We start from the raw sequence: 18615 nt of genomic DNA, 5'->3' as shown, positions 1-18615 counted from the left end.
TCAGATTGCTGAATGGTCAGGGCAAACCGTGGCGCGTTGGATTCCCGAAAATGGTCTGAGTTCTGAACTAGACGAGAGGAAAAAAGGAAATAAGTCTGCGATCCAAATACATTAAAAAAACATTGAATTTTCTTTCACGCGCACCGGTCGGAATTTGTAAGCCGTCTGGAATTACTTAGTCTCCAGTCGCCCTTGAATACCAAGACTTCTCGAACACTATCAACAAGGAAATCGACATGGGCACAATTCTAATCATTATCCTGATCCTGTTGCTGATCGGTGGTCTGCCGGTCTTCCCGCACTCCAGAAGTTGGGGTTACGGTCCATCGGGCATTATCGGCGTGGTGTTGGTGGTGCTGTTGGTCCTGCTGTTACTCGGTCGGATATAACGCTTCAAGCGCAATAAAAAGAGGCCCTGTTCAGGGCCTCTTTTTTATTGCACGGATTTTATGATCGCTGCGCGATCAGTCCGGCTTGCCGTTGATTACACCGGCAGTGTTGTCCATCAGGCTCTTGGTCGCCGTTTGCAGGAACGCCTCGAGTTTGAGTTTCAACTCGGCCGTGCGCGGTGCATTCGGAACGATCTCGGCATGTGGATTGGCACCCAATTGGTATTGCCAGATCTTCGGGCCCATTTCCTTGTCTTTCGGCAGGACCAGAATCTGGTCGGCAGTGACGATGGCTGTGGTCTGCTCGCTGCCCGACGGCTTGATCACACCGAAACCGGTGTCGCCTTCCGGCAGGTTGAGCAAGTCACGGCCCCAGCACTGATGGCGCACTTCGCCACCCAGACGCCCCATGATGGTCGGCACGATGTCGATCTGCGTGCCCACGGTGTGGTCACGGGTACCAAACTTCTCCTGGATGCCCGGCGCGATCATCAGCATCGGCACGTTGAAGCGACCCAGGTCCATTTCGGTGATCTGGCGCTCGTTGCCGAAACCGTGGTCGCCAACGATGACGAACAGCGTTTCCTTGAAGTACGGCTCTTTGCGCGCCTTCTCGAAGAACTGACCCAGTGCCCAGTCGGCGTAACGCATGGCGGTCAAGTGTTCGTTGAGGCTGCCACGATCGGTCACGCGCTCGACCGGCAATGGCGTCGGCAAGGCGTACGGCGTGTGGTTGGACAGGGTTTGCAGCAGCGCGTAGAACGGCTTGCCGTTTTCGCGCGCCTTGAGCTCCTGCAGGCCACGGTCGAACATGTCCTGGTCGGACACGCCCCAGGTCGGATCGGAGAACACCGGGTTGACGAAGTCGTTACGGCCAACGAAGTTGGTCATGCCCTGATTGCTGAAAAAGCCCGACTGGTTGTCCCAGGCGAAATCGCCGTTGTAGACGTACACGTCGTCGTAGTTGCGGGCGCTGAGCAGCTGCGGCAGGCCGGACAGTTTGTGGCTGCCTTCCGGGGTCTGCATCAGGTATTCGAAACCCGGCAGGTTGGGGAAGCAGGCCATGGTCGCGAACATGCCCTGGTGGGTGTGCGTACCGTTGGAGAAGAAGCGATCGAACAGCAGGCCTTCCTTCGACAGTTTGTCCAGATAAGGCGTGATGTTGCCCGGCGCGCCCAACGCACCGACCGAGTGACCGGCCATGCTTTCCATCAGGATCACGACGACGTTCTTGATCGGCAGGGTCTTGTCGGCCGGCGGCGTGTATTCACGGCGCACGGCGGCGATATCGGCATCGACCAGTTTGTCATCCGGCATCAGCAACATATCGCGCACGACTTTCTGCGCTTGTTCTTGCGGCAGTGTGCCTTTCCAGATGTTGTCGCGGTCTTCGCCCATGCGGTCCTTGGCGGCCGCGATCAGCGACAGCGTGCCGTTGAGGCCGAGCTGGTTGGCGAAGTTGGAATCAGTGGTGTACACGTCACCCCAACGCATCGGCGGGCCTTGACGCAGAGTGCCACGAGCGGCAACCACGCAGATCAGCAAGCAGACCACGAACACCGCAAGACGGGTGTACCACGGCGCGACTTGACGGCTGCTGACGCTGCCGCCGCTGAACGGTCCGCGCGGACGCGTGGCACGGTCGGCGCCTTTGAACGCGAGGGTCAGAATGACGGTGCCGATGACCCATGCCAGCAGATAACGCACCACCGGGAAACCGTACCAGAGCATGCTCATCACGGTTTTCGGGTCTTCCTTCACATACTGGAAGACCAGACCATTGAGGCGCTGGTGAAACTCGCGGTAGAAGTCCATTTCCATCAAGCCGAGGAACAGCGCGATGCTCGAAGCGATGGTCAGCCACAGGCGGAAGAAGCCGCGCGCGGCCATGGCGCGTGCACTGAACAGTGCCAGCACCAGCGGAATGCACACGTAAACCACCAGGCGCAGGTCGAAACGCAGGCCGTTGGCGAAGGCTTCGAGGAAAGTCGAGGCCGGGGTGTCGAGGATCATCTCGCGGTTGTAGACCAGCAGCGCGAGGCGCAGCACGGAAAACATCACCATCATGACCAGCGCGCAAAGCAGCGTGTAGGCCAGATGCGATTTGACGGTCGGTTGCAGCAGGCGAGCAGAAGATCGCTGCTGATTCAGGGCGTCCGGGTTTGCCATGTCGTTTTAGGACCCATTGGAAGTTGAAGTTGCAAAAAGACAGCGGCGCCATGCCCTCTATTGGTCATTCCAGACCCCGGGGCTTGCGCGGTGCGCAAATGTTGCACGATCACCCGCACCATTGCCATTGATTACTGCCCCACCGCCAGACACTTTCATTTAGCGCAGCGGCAAACCGGGACAGCGTGCAAACAGCGCGGGCGAATTGTCTTGAACACTTTGTGAAAATTTCGTGCAACGCATATCTGGAAACACAATATAGATACAAAACAAAACGCCCCGAATCGATCGGGGCGTTTGCCTGTACACGCGACTTTACTTCTCGGCGCGTTCTTTCAGAGCCTTCAAGGTATTGAACGGCGCTTCAACAACGAACTTGTTGGCAACCATCGCCGGCACGCTGCCACCTGGTTCGGTGTGCACTTGATAAGTGACTTCAACCTGGTCGCCCTTCGGTACGAACTTCCAGAAGCCTTTGACCTGCTGCACGCGGACAAAGCCTTTTTCTTCAGGAACGTACGTCGGCAGACCTTTGAGGTTGCGGGTCAGGCTGCCGTCGGCGCCTTCGACGGTGGTGACTTCGATCACCGAGTCACGCGGAGTTACCGGCCAAGGGGTGTTGAACTGGGTGTAGGTCCAGCTCTTGTCGCCTTCGTGCTTGAGCAGTTTCTGGGTCTTGCACTCGTGAATCCAGGCACAGGCGCCGGAAACGTCTTCCTGCAGTGCGCGCAGTTTGGCGACGGTGGTCTTCATCAGCGCAACGCCCTGGTAGGACTTGTAGTCCGAACCCGGCACTTCACTCAGGGACACCTTGATGCCGTCCTCGTTCTTGGCGACTTTCCAGTCTTCAGCCTGAGCGACGGACGTGGCCAGCACAGCGGTCAAACCACACAACACAGCGATACGATGCAGCGAACCCATAGTCTTATTCCTTATTGTTGAAGTTCCGTTCGTTTGACACATCACGCCGCCGTCATCTGCTCCCACCAGCCGATCAGCCTGATCGCTTCTTCCGAGCTGCTGCCGCAGACTTCGACATCCGCAGCAAAGCCCGAACAGACTGCCGGGCGCTCCGGGCGGCCGAAAATGCTGCACAGGTTTTCGACCGAGAGTTGCACGCAACGTTCGCCAGCAGGTTTGCCATCAGGCATGCCGGGAATCGGCGAACTGATGGAAGGGGCAATGCAGCAAGCGCCACAGCCTTCACGGCATTTCATGACGAACGTTTCCTCGCGACGGGCGATGTGTAAAAGGGACGCGGACAGAGTAACCGCTAAAACGGCTGTTTTAAATTCCCTGAACCGGGGTTTTTAGCGATAACTGAATGTGACTGACCAGTCTCCGACAAAGCGTCTGGTCTGCGGGTCACAGATGGGCCGGGGTTTACTGCTTGAACTCAAAATCCAGCGCTGCGCCTTCGACTTCACGACGCTCTTCGTTGCGCAGTTGCAACTGCATTTCATTGCTGAGCAGGCGGCCGTTGAGCTGGAATCCGTTGTTTTTCTCGCCAAACATCTGCGGCAGGATCGGCTCGCGCTTGGGCAACTCAACCGTGCCCTTGGGCTTCAGCTCCTGGACCATGTCCTTGGGCAGGCTCAGATCGAGTCTGGCCGGCGGCAATTTGGTTTTCACCACTTCGCTGGCAGGTTTTGATTTCGAGGCGACCGGCTTGCGCTTCTTGATGACTTTTTGCTGGGTTTTCTTCGCCGTAGCGGCCTTCTGCGCGGGTGGATTTTTTTTCGCAGGGCTCGTCGCAGCCGGTTTTTCCTGATCCGCAGCGGCCACGGCTCCAGACGCATGACCGATCATCAGCAAACCCAACAAAACCCAAGCGGCAGGAAAAATCGCTTTCATGGACCCAACGACACTAACGGCAGAGGGCCATATGCTCGCTTGTTGGGCGCCACAAGACAAGCATCAGCCAGCGCTCGTTCAGAATCCGCCAGCGGTTTCCTGACACAGTTGCGTCGCCAGCATGCCTAAGGTCATCAGCGCGCGCTCCGCCTCGCGGTTCCACGGAATCCCGCAGTTAAGGCGGATACAGTGGTTGAACTGCTCGGTATTACTGAAGATCAGTCCCGGCGCAATGCTGATGCCCTGCTGCAACGCGCGGACATGCAATTCCTGTGTGTTCACCCTCCCCGGCAGGCTCACCCAGAGGATGAAACCGCCCGTGGGCCGGGTCATTTGCGTGCCTTCGGGGAAGTACTGCTGCACCGCCAACTGGAAGGCACTGAGGTTTTTCCGGTATTCCTGGCGGATGTACCGTAAATGCCGGTCATAACCGCCGTTTTCCAGATAAGCGGCAATCGCCATCTGCGTCACGCTGCACGCCGAGTGTGTGCTGAAGGTCTGCAAGCGCTGGATTTCCTGCTGATACTTGCCGGCGATCATCCAGCCGATGCGCACACCGGGTGACAGGGTCTTGGAGAAACTCGAACAGTAGATCACCCGATCCAGCCGGTCATAAGCCTTGAGCGCTTTGGTTTTGCCTTGCTCGAACATCAGTTCGCCATAGATATCGTCTTCGACGATCTGGATATCGAAATCCGAGGCCAGACGCAGCAACTGTTTCTGCCGCTCTTCGGGCATGGTGCCACCCAGCGGATTGCTCAGGCGCGTAGTCAGCACCAGCGCTTTGATCGACCATTGGTTGGCCGCCAGTTGCAGGGCTTCGAGGCTCATGCCGGTGGCCGGATCGCTGGGGATTTCGATGACTTTCAAGCCGAGCAGATCGGCCAGTTGCAGCAAACCGTAATAGGTCGGCGACTCAGCGGCAATCAAATCACCCGGACGGGTCAGCACGCGCAACGACATCTGCAAGGCATCGACGCAACCGTGGGTGATCACCACTTCCGAGGGATCGACCACCACACCAGCATCGCGCATACGGATCGCCACTTGCCGGCGCAGCGGTTCAAAACCGGGGCTGAACATGTAGCTGAAGGCGCGCGGGCTATGGAAACGGGTGACCTTGGCCAGTTGCTGATGCAGTGCGCGTACCGGCAAGTAATCCACGCTGGGCACAGCCGCACCCAGCGGGAACACACCTTCACGGCGTGATTCGACCAGCACCTGTTGAATGATGCTGCTGCGAGTGACCAGCCCCGGCCGTTCGACCCGGGCAATGTCCGGCGTCGGCGCGGTGAGCGCAGGCGTTTGGTGTACGTAATAACCGGACTGTGGCCGTGCGCGAATCAGCCCCTGATCTTCAAGATTGGCGTAAGCCTGCAACACCGTCGCATGGCTGACGTTGAGCTGCGAACTCATCTTGCGCACCGAAGGCACGCGCTCCCCCGGTTGATAGACCCCACGGCGGATGTCTTCGGCCAGTTGCTGAGCAATACGTTGGTAGAGCAAGAGATTGGTCATGACGCAGCACTCGATTTCACGGGCATTTTATTCTTGTGTGAAACAATACCGGAACAGTTTAGAAGTGTACTGGGACAGTTGCTACATTACTCGACCATACAGTGCGGTGTCTGCCCCTGACTGTACTGATTTGCGAGCCATTCGACAGACGTAAAAAAGCCCGGCACTGCATGACAGCCCGGGCTTTCCAGAGACGCAACCCTTAACGGGCGGCGCCGAGCTGGCCTTTTTCATCGGAGAAGACAATCTCAACCCGACGATTCTGTGCTCGTCCGCGCTCGGAAGCGTTGGCGTCCACTGGGTATTCGTCGCCGTAGCCCTCGACCTGAATGCGTTTGTCGTCGATGCCCAGATCCATCAACACGTCGGCGACCGATTGCGCGCGGTCACGAGACAGCTTGAGGTTTTCCTGTTTGCCGCCGGTGCTGTCGGTGTAGCCCTCGATGCGCACCACGCGTTTCGGGTTCAGTTGCAGGAACTGCACAATCTTCAGCACGACGCGATTGGCCGAGTTTTTCAGCTCCGCTTCACCGGTGTCGAACAGCACATCGCCGAGGGTCATCACCAGTCCACGGTCGGTCTGCGTGGTGGCCAGTGCAACGATCTGTTCTTCCAGCCACTTGCCCTGCTGCTGCACGCTAAGCAACTTGGATTCACGCAGGGCCAGTTGCAGGCGCTGGCGGTCCAGTTCGAGCTTGGCCGCGCGCTCTTCGTTGAGCACTTGATTGGTGTGCTCGCGGGCGATTTCGCTGTAACGCTGGCTCAGGTAAGCGTAATGCACGACGTCGGAACCGCTGCCCCAATAGGTCGACAGACGATCGGCACGGGCCAGCGACTCACCGGCGCGGATCACGTCTTTCGGCGCGATGCGCAGCACGTTGGAGTCTTCCTTGACCTTCTGGAAGTCGGCGCTGGCTTCTTGCAGCGCCGATTCGCTGTGCTGACCGGCGCAGCCGTACAGGCTGACACAAGCGGCGAGGATCAGGCCGCCGAGAACTTTCGACTTGAGACTCATTGGGCATCTCCCAGTTGCTTGCGCAGACGGACGATGCGGGTGTTGAGCACATTCACCTGTTCTTCACTTTTTTGCGTCAGCACTTTGGCTTCGGCCAGACGCGCATCCAGTTCGGCCTGTTCCGCACGCATGCGCGCGTTGCGGTAGGACTCGTCCGCCATGTTGCCTTTGGCGCGGTTGTACTTGGTTTCGGCCAGTTTCATTTCCGGCACGTCATCAGCGGTGGCACCCACAGCCTTGGCCTGGGTGATGGCCTGTTCGGTCAGGCGCATTTGTTCGATGGGTGCCGGATCGGTTGCGCAACCAGCCAGAGCCAGAACGGCCACAGCCGCGAAAAGAGGTCGAATACTCACTAAGAATCCCTACTGTTTTGGGGCACTGACAGGTTGTTGCGGCTGTTGCTGCTGCGCCTTCCAGCGCTCGATATTGCGTTGCAGCGCGGCTTCCGTCAGTCCGGACGCGGGCAATTCTGTCATCTTTTTGGCTAGCTGTCCGCGCAACCACGGATCGTTGCACGCCGAGTTATGCGAAACCGCGAGAAACAGACCCGGGCGGTCGATCGGTTGTTCAAAGGCCAGCAAGTCATTGGCCATGCCCAATGCCTGCGCGGCGGCCATGCCTGAGTAACGGCCGGCGAGTACATATTCCACTTCACCGAGGAGCAGTTTCTGAAAGGCCTGAGTAAGGTTGGCTGTCCGGGTCAAGGTCAGATTCTGCTCGGCGAAAGTGCCGAATGCCTGGGTGATTCGAGACTTTTCTGACAGCGCACCTGCGTGGCCGTGCAAGTCTTTGGCTTCGCCGTAGACCAGGGTCGAGCCTTTGCGCGTCCACACCAGGTAGTCGTTTTGCAGCAGCGGCGGATAGATGTAGTCGAGGTTTTCCAGCTCAGTAAATGTCAACGGCGCATCGGCCAGCATGTCCATGCGCCCACTGCGCACTTCGTCGAGGGCTTGCGAGCGTTTGCCGGCGTAGAGCAACTCGACCTTGATGCCGAGATCTTTGGCCACTTGCTGCAACAGGTCGGCGCTGGCACCGATCAACTGCTTGGGATTCTGCGGGTCCTGCCACAGATACGGCGGTGCATCCGGGCTACCGGTGACGACGAGGCGCTCGCATTTGCCAGCGGCCATGGCCAAACCGGGCAACAGGGCCAAACCCAACAACCATCCGCAGCGCAGATCCATGGCAAAACGCTCCCCACTCAAATCCAAGACAAAAAAAAGCCCGACCAACAGGCCGGGCTCTTTATAAGTGAAGCCGCTGGATTAGACCAGCTTCTCCAGCTCAGGTACGGCTTCGAACAGATCCGCCACGAGACCGTAATCGGCCACCTGGAAGATCGGCGCTTCTTCGTCCTTGTTGATCGCAACGATCACTTTGGAGTCTTTCATGCCGGCCAGATGCTGGATCGCGCCGGAGATACCGACGGCGATGTACAGCTGTGGCGCAACGATCTTGCCGGTCTGACCGACCTGCATGTCGTTCGGTACGAAACCTGCGTCGACCGCAGCGCGCGAAGCACCGACAGCAGCGCCGAGCTTGTCGGCCAGGGCGTACAGATGTTTGAAGTTGTCGCCGTTCTGCATGCCGCGGCCGCCGGAAACGACGATCTTGGCAGCGGTCAGTTCCGGACGATCGGACTTGGCCAGTTCTTCACCCACGAAGCTCGAAGTGCCAGCGTCGTGCGCAGCACCAACAGCTTCAACAGCAGCCGAACCACCTTCAGCAGCAACCGGGTCGAAACCGGTGGCACGCACGGTGATCACTTTGATCGCAGCGGTGGACTGCACGGTAGCGATGGCGTTACCGGCGTAGATCGGACGTTTGAAGGTATCAGCGCTTTCAACCGAGATGATCTCGGAGATCTGGTCAACGTCCAACTGCGCAGCAACGCGCGGCAGGATGTTTTTGCCGTTGGAGGTAGCGGCAGCCAGGATGTGGCTGTAGCCAGCGCCAAGCTCTGCAACCAGCGGAGCAACGTTTTCCGGCAACTGATGCGCGTAAGCGGCGTTGTCAGCGTTGAGGACTTTGCTCACGCCTGCGATTTTCGCAGCGGCTTCAGCCACGGCGCCAGCGCCTTGGCCAGCAACCAGAACGTGGATGTCGCCGCCGATTTTGGCAGCAGCAGCCACGGTGTTCAGCGTGGCCGGGGCCAGCACCTTGTTGTCGTGTTCGGCGATTACCAAGATAGTCATGATCAGATTACCTTCGCTTCGTTTTTCAGTTTCTCGACCAGTTCAGCCACCGACTTGACCTTGATGCCTGCGCTGCGTGCAGCCGGCGCTTCGACTTTCAGGGTCTTGTTGGTAGAGGCGGTGGAAACGCCCAAAGCGTCCGGAGTCAGCACTTCGAGAGGCTTCTTCTTGGCTTTCATGATGTTTGGCAGGGACGCATAACGCGGCTCGTTCAAACGCAGGTCGGTGGTGACGATCGCTGGCAGTTTCAGGGAAACAGTCTGCGCGCCGCCGTCGATTTCGCGAGTTACGGCAACGCTGTCGCCAGAGACTTCGACTTTCGAGGCGAACGTGCCCTGACCGTAGCCGCTCAGTGCAGCGAGCATCTGGCCGGTCTGGTTGTTGTCGCTGTCGATGGCCTGTTTGCCGAGGATCACCAGCTGCGGCTGTTCCTTGTCGACCACAGCCTTGAGCAGCTTGGCCACGGCGAGCGAGGTCAGATCTTCAGCGGATTCGACGAGGATGGCACGGTCGGCACCCAGAGCCAGTGCGGTACGCAACTGCTCCTGAGCGGTGGTCGGGCCGATGGAGACGACGACGATTTCAGTCGCAACACCTTTCTCTTTCAGGCGTACGGCTTCTTCCACTGCGATTTCGCAGAACGGGTTCATCGACATCTTGACGTTGGCGAGATCGACGCCGGAATTGTCCGCCTTGACGCGAACCTTGACGTTGTAATCCACAACGCGTTTGACAGCTACAAGAACCTTCATGGATTCCTCGTTACTCTCCGGTGAAAAGAAAGTCGCCTAGGCGAACCTGGCGGTTGATGCTCATCAGGCTAAAAGGGCACCTCTAAAAACGCCGACCGGGGTGCGAAGTGATTGCACGATGTGAAGGGGGTGCGACCGTTCGTCAGTGGTGACCGACAAGTCATTGATCCTCACGCTGTGTAAACTGCGCGCCAGACTGCGCTGCGCATCACTCTTAACCGCCTGTGCCCTGTCTTTAGACGTGCTCTTGAAACCGCCAGTCTGCCTACGACGAGCGCAAAACCGCCCGTATCTTGACCGGAACGCCTATTCCGGTCAATACAGCAAAATGACCATTCATAAGCCGCGCTTCTTTGATTTCTCTGGGCTGGAGCCGATTCAAACAAACGTTTGTATTGGACGCTAGGAGTGGTGTAGATATAATGCGCCGCCTAGAGAGAAAGGTCTGTTCTCCAATATTCCCCTTGACGTTAACGTAAAGGAATAGCGGATGCGACATCAAACCTCCAAATTAGAAAAAAAACTGTTGAGCCTTGAGTAGGAGATAGCCTGTGGAACGCGAATACATGGAATTCGACGTGGTCATCGTCGGTGCCGGCCCCGCTGGCCTGTCCGCCGCCTGCCGTCTGAAGCAGAAGGCCGCCGAAGCCGGTAAGGAAATCAGCGTCTGCGTGGTCGAAAAAGGCTCCGAAGTCGGTGCACACATCCTCTCCGGTGCCGTGTTCGAACCACGCGCTCTGAACGAACTGTTCCCGGACTGGAAAGAGCTCGGCGCGCCGCTGAACACGCCAGTCACCCGCGATGACATTTTCGTGCTGAAAAACGCCGAAAACGCGCAGAAAATTCCAGACTTCTTTGTGCCCAAGACCATGCACAACGAAGGCAACTACATCATCTCCCTCGGCAACCTGTGCCGCTGGCTCGCCCAGCAGGCCGAGAACCTTGGCGTAGAAATCTACCCAGGCTTCGCCGCTCAGGAAGCGCTGATCGACGAACAAGGCGTGGTGCGCGGGATCATTACTGGTGATCTGGGCGTCGACCGCGAAGGCAACCCGAAAGAAGGCCTGTACACCCCGGGCATGGAACTGCGTGGCAAATACACGCTGTTCGCCGAAGGCTGCCGTGGCCACATCGGCAAGCAACTGATCAAGCGCTACAACCTCGACAGCGATGCCGACGCTCAGCACTACGGGATCGGCCTGAAAGAAATCTGGGAAATCGACCCGGCCAAGCACCAGCCAGGCCTGGTGGTACACACCGCCGGTTGGCCGCTGGACATCATGGGCACCGAGAACACCGGTGGCTCGTTCCTCTATCACTTGGAAAACAACCAGGTGGTGGTCGGTCTGATCGTCGATCTTTCCTACAGCAACACCTATCTGTCGCCGTTCGACGAGTTCCAGCGCCTCAAGCACCACCCGGTGTTGGCTCAGTACCTGGAAGGCGGCAAGCGCATCAGCTACGGCGCCCGCGCGATCTGCAAAGGTGGCCTGAACTCGCTGCCGAAAATGGTCTTCAAGGGCGGCGCGCTGATCGGTTGCGACCTCGGCACCCTGAACTTCGCCAAGATCAAAGGCAGCCACACTGCGATGAAGTCCGGCATGCTCGCCGCTGAATCGGTGGCTGACGCACTGTTCGCGGAAAAGGACGGCACTGAAGAGCTGACCACTTACGTCGACGCGTTCAAGAAGAGCTGGCTCTACGACGAACTGTTCGCCAGCCGTAACTTCGGCCCGGCGATCCACAAGTTCGGCGCCATCGTCGGCGGCGGTTTCAACTGGCTGGATCAGAACATCTTCGGCGGCAAACTGCCGTTCACCCTGCACGACACCAAGCCGGATTACGCTTGCCTCAAGCTCGCCGCGGACTGCAAGAAGATCGACTATCCGAAACCAGACGGCAAACTCAGCTTCGACAAGCTCAGCTCGGTGTTCATCTCAGGTACCAACCATGAAGAAGAACAACCGTGCCACCTGAAGCTGACCGACCCGAGCATCCCGATCAGCAAGAACCTGCCGCTGTACGACGAACCGGCGCAGCGCTACTGCCCGGCCGGTGTGTACGAAGTGATCACCAAGGAAGACGGCGAGAAGCGCTTCCAGATCAATGCGCAGAACTGCGTGCACTGCAAGACCTGTGACATCAAGGACCCTTCGCAGAACATCACCTGGGTCACGCCGGAAGGCGCTGGCGGCCCGACTTATCCAAACATGTAAGTCGAAGCGCTGAACAACAAGGCTCCCGATTTGGGGGCCTTTTTGTTGCCCACAATTCCTGCAACACCGCCGAACCCTGTAGGAGTGAGCCTGCTCGCGATAGCGGTGTGTCAGTTGACGATGATGCTGACTGACACACCGCTATCGCGAGCAGGCTCACTCCTACAGGGGATCTCCATCGGATCAGGCGGCGCGCTCGTCACCCGGGCTGCGCTCAAAGTAGCGCTTGTACTCGCGGCTGAACTGCGACGTACTCTGGTACCCCACCCGATGCGCCACCTGCGCCACACCCAGCCCTTCCGCCACCAGCAACGTCTGCGCCTTCAACAAGCGCAAACGCTTCAGATACTGCACCGGCGACAACAACGTGCTGCGCTTGAAATGCTCATGAAAGGTCGACACGCTCATGTTCGCGCAACCGGCCAGCGTCTCCACGTTCAACGGCTCGGTGTAATGCGCATGCAGATGACTGATCGACGCCGCCACCCGCGCGAACTGCCCCTGTTGTTCCACCAGCGCCCGCAACACATCGGCCTGCGGCCCGCGCAACGCCACGAACAACAATTCACGCACCCGCGCCGGCCCGAGAATCTGGCATTCCAGCGGATCGTGCAGGCAACTCAGCAAACGTTCGACACAACCGCGCATGCCATCGTCGAGCACCACCGAGGTCATCGACTCCGGCGTCTGCGCGGGAATATGCCGGCCCGGCGCCAGCCCCATGGCCAGCACCAGCTCCCCGAGCAACACCCGATCAATCGCCACTGACACACCGAGCAATGGTGCATCTGGCAAGGCAAACGTCTCGCACTCGAACGGCACCGGCAGCGCCTGAATCAGGTAATGCCCAGCGCCATACTCCATGGTGCGCGGCCCGAGAAACGCCAGTTTGCTGCCCTGGGCGATGATCATCAGGCTTGGTTCATAAATGTGCGGGCCACGGGCGACGTCGCAACTGGCGCGCAACACTTGCACACCGGACAACCCGGTCGGGGAATAACCATCGCGCAGCGCCAGCGGTTCGATCAGCGAAACCAGCCGCGCATTGGCATCAAGATGACGAGTCAATTGCATCGAATTGTTCTTCACAAAAAATCACGGAAACAGGGGATGAAAACATCATGGCAGATCCTTTTGCCAATGCGACCGATCAACCCCGTATGCCGGAGGATTAGGCATGAGACCCGGAGGAATCGTCATGGCCGGACCGGCAGTCGACGCCCAAAATGCGCCGCCTCACTTGTTCCTGCTTATGCGAGGTTTCACATGTACACCGCCATCGGCTATGCCGCCCAATCGGCCACCACCCCCTCGCCCCGATGAAGTTCGAACGTCGCAGCCCGCGCGCCGACGACGTCGCCATCGAGATTCTCTACTGCGGCGTCTGCCACTCCGACATCCACCAGGCGCGCAACGAATGGGGCATCGCCGTTTATCCGTTGATGCCTGGCCACGAGATCGTCGGAAAAGTCACCGCGATCGGTGCGAATGTCACCCAACACAAAGTAGGCGATCTGGTCGGCGTTGGCTGCATGGTCGACTCGTGCCGCACCTGTGAAGCCTGCCAGTCGAACCTTGAGCAATATTGCCTCGAAGGCCCGACCATGACCTACGCCACCCCGGATCGGATCGACGGCAGTAACACCATGGGCGGTTATTCCGACAGCATCGTCGTCAGCGAACACTTCGTCGTGCGTATTCCGGAAAAACTCGCACTGGCCAGCGCCGCGCCGATCCTCTGCGCCGGCATCACCACCTACTCGCCGCTCAAGCACTACGGCGTCAAGGCCGGCGACAAGGTCGGGATTCTCGGCATGGGTGGCCTCGGCCACATGGGCATCAAGTTCGCCAAGGCCATGGGCGCTGAAGTCACGCTGTTCACCCGTTCGGCGAGCAAGGCTGAAGAAGGTCGTCGTCAGGGCGCCGATCACGTGATCGTGTCCACCGACGCCGAGCAGATGAAAGCCGCGGCCGGTTACTTCGACTTCCTGCTCGACACCATTCCGGTGCAGCACGATCTCAACCCGTACCTCGACACTCTGCGTTTCGACGGTGTGCACATTCTGGTCGGTCTGATCGAACCGATTGATCCGCCGGTACACGCCGGCAAACTGGTGATGAGCCGTCGCGTGCTGGCCGGTTCGTTGATCGGCGGCGTCGCCGAAACCCAGGAAGTGCTGGATTTCTGCGCCGAACACAACATCACCTGCGACATCGAAATGCTCGACATCCGCCAGATCAACGAGGCTTACGCCCGGATGATTGCCGGCGACGTGAAGTACCGTTTCGTCATCGACATGGCGACGCTCAAGGTTTAAATCTGCCTTATACCTTCAAGCCGAGCTCCGCCGAGAGCCGGGCTGTGACCCCTTTGATCAGGGGAATCAGCTCGGCCATTTTTTCCAGCGGCATGTACGGCACGGTGCTGGCGATACTGATCGCCGCGACAATGCCCTTGCTCGCATCGCGAATCGGCGCCGCCACGCAGCGGATCGACGGTTCGTTGTCTTCCAGATCGAAGGCGTAGCCACCGGCAACGTATTCGGTCATGCGCTGCTCAAGCTGTTCCCACGACTGCTGGGGATGCTGCGGCCAGAACTGACTTTTCCCACCTGCCGGCAGACTGATGTCGTACAGACGTTGCCAATCTTTCGGCGAATCATCGAGCATCAACGCCTTGCCAATCCCGGTGCGCGCCAACGGCATGCGATGGCCGACCCGCGAGCGCATTTCCGGGCCATTACGCCCCGGATTCTTCAGCAGATACAGCACTTCATCGCCTTCACGAATGCCCAAGTGCACGGTGTCGCCGGTCAGCGCCGACAACTCGTCCAGATACGGCCCGGCCAAGGTCACCAGCGGCAACTCTTCGCGCGCCTGAAAACCCAGCTCGATCAGCTTCGGCCCGAGCAGGTAACCGACTTGCGGCACCACGCGCAGGTAACGCTCATCAACCAGGCAACTGGCCAGACGATGGGTGGTGCTGCGCGTGGTGCCGATCAGCCGGGCAATCTCTTTAAGATCACGGGCGCCACTGGCCACCGCTTGCACCACACCGAGGCCGCGCAACAGCGTTTGCGTGCCGGTGGGCGCGGCGTCCTTGGTTTTTTCCGGGGCGTCTTCCTGCATATCCAGCCTTTTACCGTTGAGCGAAGGAACGGGCGGCATTATGGTCGCCCGACGCAGACCACTACAACTCGATACGCTCGACCTTGCCGACCAGCAGCACGTAGGACAAAGCACCGATCAAGGCGAGCACCGCGATATAGGTGATCGCTGGCGCGAACGAATCGCCACTGGCGAGGAAGCCGATGACGATCGGCGTGGCAATCGCCGACAGGTTGCCGATGAAGTTGAACACCCCGCCGGTCAGCCCTAGCAAACGCGCCGGCGCCAAGGTCGACACCAGCGACCAGGTGATCGAGGCCAGACCGTTGCCGAAGAACGCCAACGCCAGGAAGGCAATCACCAGCGGCGTCGATTCAACGAAGTTGGCGCCGATGATCGAGGTGGAAATCAGCAGCCCGCCGATGATCGGCAACTTGCGCGCAAAGCCGACGGTGTAGCCGCGACGGATCAAGAAATCGGAAAAGAACCCCGAACACAAAACGCCAACGAACGCTGCGAGAAACGGCAGCGACGCCAACAGGCCAGACTTGATGAAGTCCATGCCGCGATACTTCACCAGATAAGTCGGGAACCAGGTGAGGAAAAACCACAGCGTCGAGTTCAGGCAGAACTGGCCGAGGTAGATGCCCCACAACTTGCGTTTGGTCAGCACGATGCCCAAGTCGGTCCAGCTGAATTTGGCTTTGACCTTGGCCGATTCCTGCTGAATATCGACCAGACCACCGCCTTCACGGATCAGGTCGATTTCCGCTTCGTTGGCGCCTTTGAAATCCCGTGGCTCGCGATAGACCGCGTACCAGATCGCCGCCCAAATGATGCCCACCGCGCCGGTGGCGACAAACACCATGTGCCAGCCGAACTCGTGTTGCAGCCAGGCCAGCACCGGGGTCAGGAATGCCAGACCAACGAACTGCCCGGAGGTGTAGAAACCGATCGCCGTGGCGCGCTCACGCTCGGGAAACCAGGTCGTCACTACGCGGCTATTGATTGGATACGCCGGTGCTTCCAGTGCACCGACCGCCATGCGCAGCACGAACAATGCGATGAAACTGGCCGCGAAACCGAGCATCACCGTGGCCAGCGACCACAGCAGCAACGCGACGCTGTAAAGAATGCGCGGCGGCACACGATCGACCAGCCAGCCGCCGGGGATCTGCATGGCGGCGTAGGTCCAGCCGAACGCAGAGAAGATCAGGCCGACGTGAATCGGGTCGATACTCAGCTCACTGGTCAGGGCTGGCGCGGCAATCGACAGGTTGCTGCGGTCGAGGTAGTTGATGACCACGGTGATGAACAGCAACACCATGATGAAAAACCGCTTACGGCTGGGCGTGACTAAAGACGCCTGCCCGGTGAGGGTTTGCGGTTGCATGGGGAGAGCCTCTTTTTATGTTTATTGAGGTCGGCCTGAGGCCTGCACAAATCCCTGTAGGAGTGAGCCTGCTCGCGATAGCGTCTTGTCTGTAACATCAATTCTGGATGTCACATCGAATCGCGAGCAGGCTCACTCCTACATTTGAACTGTGGTGAATCAGAAGGGAATCACCACTCGGCAAAACTGCCATCGGCATGACGCCAGATCGGGTTGCGCCAGCGATGCCCGACCGCCGCGCGCTCGATCACGTATTCCTCGTTGATCTCGATGCCCAGGCCCGGCCCGTTCGGAATCTTCACGAAGCCTTTGTCGTAATCGAACACCCGTGGATCCTTCACGTAGTCGAGCAAATCGTTGCTCTCGTTGTAATGGATGCCCAGGCTCTGCTCCTGGATAAACGCGTTGTAACAAACCGCGTCCAATTGCAAACACGCCGCCAGCGCAATCGGCCCCAGCGGGCAATGCAGGGCCAGCGCGACGTCGTAGGCCTCGGCCATGTTGGCGATCTTGCGGGTTTCGGTGATTCCGCCGGCATGGGAAGCATCCGGCTGGATGATGTCGACATAGCCTTCGCTCAACACGCGTTTAAAGTCCCAACGCGAGAACAGCCGCTCGCCGAGGGCAATCGGTGTGCTGGTCAACGGCGCCAGCTCTTTCAGCGCTTCGTAGTTTTCGCTGAGCACCGGCTCTTCGATAAACATCAGTTTGTACGGGTCGAGTTCCTTCATCAGCACCTTGGCCATCGGCTTGTGCACGCGGCCATGAAAGTCGACGCCGATACCGACGTTCGGCCCGACCGCGTCACGCACGGCGGCGACGTTGGCCAGCGCCAGATCGACTTTTTCAAAGGTATCGAGAAATTGCAGCTCTTCGGTGCCGTTCATTTTCACCGCAGTGAAACCACGGCTCACCGCCTCTTGCGCCGCACGCGCGGTATCGGCCGGTCGGTCGCCGCCAATCCACGAATACACGCGAATCTTGTCACGCACCTGACCACCGAGCAGATCACTCACCGACACGCCGAGGGCCTTGCCCTTGATGTCCCACAACGCCTGATCGATGCCGGCCAGCGCACTCATGTGAATCGCGCCGCCACGGTAGAAGCCGCCGCGATAGAGCACGGTCCAGATGTCTTCGATATTGCGTGGGTCTTTGCCGATCAGGTAGTCGGACAATTCTTCGACGGCAGCGGCCACGGTGTGCGCGCGGCCCTCGACCACGGGCTCGCCCCAACCGGTGACGCCCTCGTCGGTTTCGACCTTGAGGAAACACCAGCGCGGCGGGACAATGAAGGTCGTGAGTTTGGTGATTTTCATCTCTGCTCTCTTTTGTAAATGCAGCTCTTATTAGATGCAGCGCACGCAGCGCCAGAAAGTCTTAGCGAAGCGCCTTCCACGCAGCCACGTAGGCCTTGGCATTCACTGCCACCTGCTCCGGCGTCATGCCCGGTTTGAACAGCCCGGAACCGAGGCCGAAACCTTTCACGCCTGCGTCGATAAACGCCTGCATGTTGTCCGGCGTGATGCCGCCGACCGGCGCCAGCACCGTCCCCGCCGGCAACACTGCGAGCCAGGCTTTGACGACCGCCGGGCCCATCTGCTCGGCCGGGAACAGCTTGAGAATGTCCGCGCCCTCCTCCAGCGCCGCGAAGGCTTCGGTCGGCGTGGCGACACCCGGCGATAAGTACAGCCCCGCCGCTTTTGCTGCGCGTAACACCTTGGCGTCGCTGTGCGGCATGACGATCACTTGGCCGCCGGCTTCTTTCACCAACCCGACCTGTTCCGGCGTCAGCACCGTGCCGGCACCGATCAGGCAATCGGCGGGCAAGGTCTTGCGCAGGATGCGGATACTTTCGTACGGCGAAGGGGAATTGAGCGGTACTTCGATGACGCGAAATCCGGCCGCATACAGGACTTCTCCGACAGCGGCGGCTTCCTGCGGATGCAGGCCCCGCAGGATCGCGATCAGACCGTTTTGCGCCAGTGCTTGCTTGAGCATGTCAG

At 59.2% G+C, this 18615-nt stretch carries 17 protein-coding genes and 1 pseudogene; 3 read left to right on the top strand and 15 right to left on the bottom strand.

All coding sequences use genetic code 11. The features are described from left to right. Positions 1-230 precede the first annotated feature (230 nt). Positions 231-389 (top strand): DUF3309 family protein, encoded by a 159-nt coding sequence (locus KBP52_RS26740; RefSeq protein WP_169432680.1) that lies wholly within the window; start codon positions 231-233, stop codon positions 387-389. Between the two features lie 75 nt (positions 390-464). On the opposite strand, the gene KBP52_RS26735 is transcribed toward KBP52_RS26740, so the two are convergent. From KBP52_RS26735 to KBP52_RS26690, 10 genes are all read right to left on the bottom strand, one after another. Further along, positions 465-2558 carry an LTA synthase family protein gene (locus KBP52_RS26735; protein ID WP_034155318.1) on the bottom strand — a complete coding sequence of 698 codons (2094 nt, stop codon included), beginning with the start codon at positions 2556-2558 and terminating at the stop codon, positions 465-467. A gap of 315 nt (positions 2559-2873) precedes the next feature. Further along, positions 2874-3479 (bottom strand): START domain-containing protein, encoded by a 606-nt coding sequence (locus KBP52_RS26730; RefSeq protein ID WP_077574043.1) that lies wholly within the window; start codon positions 3477-3479, stop codon positions 2874-2876. 41 nt (positions 3480-3520) lie between these two features. Continuing rightward, entirely contained in the window at positions 3521-3775 is a 255-nt protein-coding gene (locus tag KBP52_RS26725) for a YkgJ family cysteine cluster protein (RefSeq protein ID WP_007908349.1), read from the bottom strand. Between the two features lie 166 nt (positions 3776-3941). Further along, a complete protein-coding gene (locus KBP52_RS26720) occupies positions 3942-4412 on the bottom strand; it encodes a translation initiation factor 2 (RefSeq protein ID WP_212621322.1) in 471 nt (156 codons plus the stop codon). A 78-nt stretch (positions 4413-4490) separates the two neighbouring features. Then, positions 4491-5930, bottom strand: coding sequence for a PLP-dependent aminotransferase family protein (locus tag KBP52_RS26715; RefSeq protein WP_007908347.1), 1440 nt, complete (start codon positions 5928-5930; stop codon positions 4491-4493). Between the two features lie 202 nt (positions 5931-6132). Continuing rightward, positions 6133-6945, bottom strand: coding sequence for an OmpA family protein (locus KBP52_RS26710; RefSeq protein WP_212621321.1), 813 nt, complete (start codon positions 6943-6945; stop codon positions 6133-6135). Further along, complete coding sequence (locus KBP52_RS26705) at positions 6942-7298, bottom strand: DUF4398 domain-containing protein (protein ID WP_077574046.1); 357 nt, start codon at positions 7296-7298, stop codon at positions 6942-6944. The genes KBP52_RS26710 and KBP52_RS26705 overlap by 4 nt, the downstream gene beginning before the upstream one ends. A gap of 9 nt (positions 7299-7307) precedes the next feature. Next, complete coding sequence (locus KBP52_RS26700; protein WP_212621320.1) at positions 7308-8129, bottom strand: transporter substrate-binding domain-containing protein; 822 nt, start codon at positions 8127-8129, stop codon at positions 7308-7310. Positions 8130-8210: 81 nt separating this feature from the next. Next, positions 8211-9140 carry an FAD-binding protein gene (locus tag KBP52_RS26695; RefSeq protein WP_007908340.1) on the bottom strand — a complete coding sequence of 310 codons (930 nt, stop codon included), beginning with the start codon at positions 9138-9140 and terminating at the stop codon, positions 8211-8213. Positions 9141-9142: 2 nt separating this feature from the next. Further along, the gene (locus KBP52_RS26690; protein ID WP_007908338.1) at positions 9143-9892 is read right to left on the bottom strand and encodes an electron transfer flavoprotein subunit beta/FixA family protein; all 750 of its coding nucleotides are present in this window, start codon (positions 9890-9892) and stop codon (positions 9143-9145) included. 551 nt (positions 9893-10443) lie between these two features. Between KBP52_RS26690 and KBP52_RS26685 the strand changes: the two genes are divergently transcribed. Then, on the top strand, positions 10444-12108 hold the full coding sequence (locus KBP52_RS26685; protein ID WP_016985998.1) for an electron transfer flavoprotein-ubiquinone oxidoreductase: 1665 nt from the start codon (positions 10444-10446) through the stop codon (positions 12106-12108). 183 nt (positions 12109-12291) lie between these two features. Here KBP52_RS26685 and KBP52_RS26680 read toward each other — a convergent pair whose 3' ends face one another. Then, positions 12292-13182, bottom strand: coding sequence for an AraC family transcriptional regulator (locus tag KBP52_RS26680; RefSeq protein WP_137217812.1), 891 nt, complete (start codon positions 13180-13182; stop codon positions 12292-12294). A 192-nt stretch (positions 13183-13374) separates the two neighbouring features. Between KBP52_RS26680 and KBP52_RS26675 the strand changes: the two are divergent. Continuing rightward, positions 13375-14426: pseudogene (locus KBP52_RS26675) on the top strand (NAD(P)-dependent alcohol dehydrogenase). 7 nt (positions 14427-14433) lie between these two features. Here KBP52_RS26675 and KBP52_RS26670 read toward each other — a convergent pair. The 4 genes from KBP52_RS26670 to KBP52_RS26655 form a co-directional block, all read right to left on the bottom strand. Continuing rightward, the gene (locus tag KBP52_RS26670; protein WP_034155326.1) at positions 14434-15237 is read right to left on the bottom strand and encodes an IclR family transcriptional regulator; all 804 of its coding nucleotides are present in this window, start codon (positions 15235-15237) and stop codon (positions 14434-14436) included. Positions 15238-15298: 61 nt separating this feature from the next. Further along, positions 15299-16609, bottom strand: coding sequence for an MFS transporter (locus KBP52_RS26665; RefSeq protein WP_212621318.1), 1311 nt, complete (start codon positions 16607-16609; stop codon positions 15299-15301). A gap of 170 nt (positions 16610-16779) precedes the next feature. After that, a complete protein-coding gene (dgoD, locus tag KBP52_RS26660; RefSeq protein WP_064391479.1) occupies positions 16780-17928 on the bottom strand; it encodes a galactonate dehydratase in 1149 nt (382 codons plus the stop codon). A 61-nt stretch (positions 17929-17989) separates the two neighbouring features. After that, positions 17990-18610, bottom strand: coding sequence for a 2-dehydro-3-deoxy-6-phosphogalactonate aldolase (locus tag KBP52_RS26655; protein ID WP_212621317.1), 621 nt, complete (start codon positions 18608-18610; stop codon positions 17990-17992). Positions 18611-18615: the final 5 nt, after the last annotated feature.

Origin of the sequence: Pseudomonas sp. SCA2728.1_7 (genome assembly GCF_018138145.1) — a bacterium.
GTDB lineage: Bacteria > Pseudomonadota > Gammaproteobacteria > Pseudomonadales > Pseudomonadaceae > Aquipseudomonas > Aquipseudomonas koreensis_A.
Note: the sequence above shows the minus strand (reverse complement) of the source record. Positions and strands in the feature narration are given on the sequence as shown.

Coding starts and splice junctions, on each gene's coding strand:
- KBP52_RS26695 (WP_007908340.1), bottom strand. CDS start 9,140: ATGACTATCTTGGTAATCGCCGAACACGACAACAAGGTGCTGGCCCCG.
- KBP52_RS26715 (WP_007908347.1), bottom strand. CDS start 5,930: ATGACCAATCTCTTGCTCTACCAACGTATTGCTCAGCAACTGGCCGAA.
- dgoD (WP_064391479.1), bottom strand. CDS start 17,928: ATGAAAATCACCAAACTCACGACCTTCATTGTCCCGCCGCGCTGGTGT.
- KBP52_RS26665 (WP_212621318.1), bottom strand. CDS start 16,609: ATGCAACCGCAAACCCTCACCGGGCAGGCGTCTTTAGTCACGCCCAGC.
- KBP52_RS26655 (WP_212621317.1), bottom strand. CDS start 18,610: ATGCTCAAGCAAGCACTGGCGCAAAACGGTCTGATCGCGATCCTGCGG.
- KBP52_RS26690 (WP_007908338.1), bottom strand. CDS start 9,892: ATGAAGGTTCTTGTAGCTGTCAAACGCGTTGTGGATTACAACGTCAAG.
- KBP52_RS26720 (WP_212621322.1), bottom strand. CDS start 4,412: ATGAAAGCGATTTTTCCTGCCGCTTGGGTTTTGTTGGGTTTGCTGATG.
- KBP52_RS26735 (WP_034155318.1), bottom strand. CDS start 2,558: ATGGCAAACCCGGACGCCCTGAATCAGCAGCGATCTTCTGCTCGCCTG.
- KBP52_RS26710 (WP_212621321.1), bottom strand. CDS start 6,945: ATGAGTCTCAAGTCGAAAGTTCTCGGCGGCCTGATCCTCGCCGCTTGT.
- KBP52_RS26730 (WP_077574043.1), bottom strand. CDS start 3,479: ATGGGTTCGCTGCATCGTATCGCTGTGTTGTGTGGTTTGACCGCTGTG.
- KBP52_RS26680 (WP_137217812.1), bottom strand. CDS start 13,182: ATGCAATTGACTCGTCATCTTGATGCCAATGCGCGGCTGGTTTCGCTG.
- KBP52_RS26700 (WP_212621320.1), bottom strand. CDS start 8,129: ATGGATCTGCGCTGCGGATGGTTGTTGGGTTTGGCCCTGTTGCCCGGT.
- KBP52_RS26725 (WP_007908349.1), bottom strand. CDS start 3,775: ATGAAATGCCGTGAAGGCTGTGGCGCTTGCTGCATTGCCCCTTCCATC.
- KBP52_RS26670 (WP_034155326.1), bottom strand. CDS start 15,237: ATGCAGGAAGACGCCCCGGAAAAAACCAAGGACGCCGCGCCCACCGGC.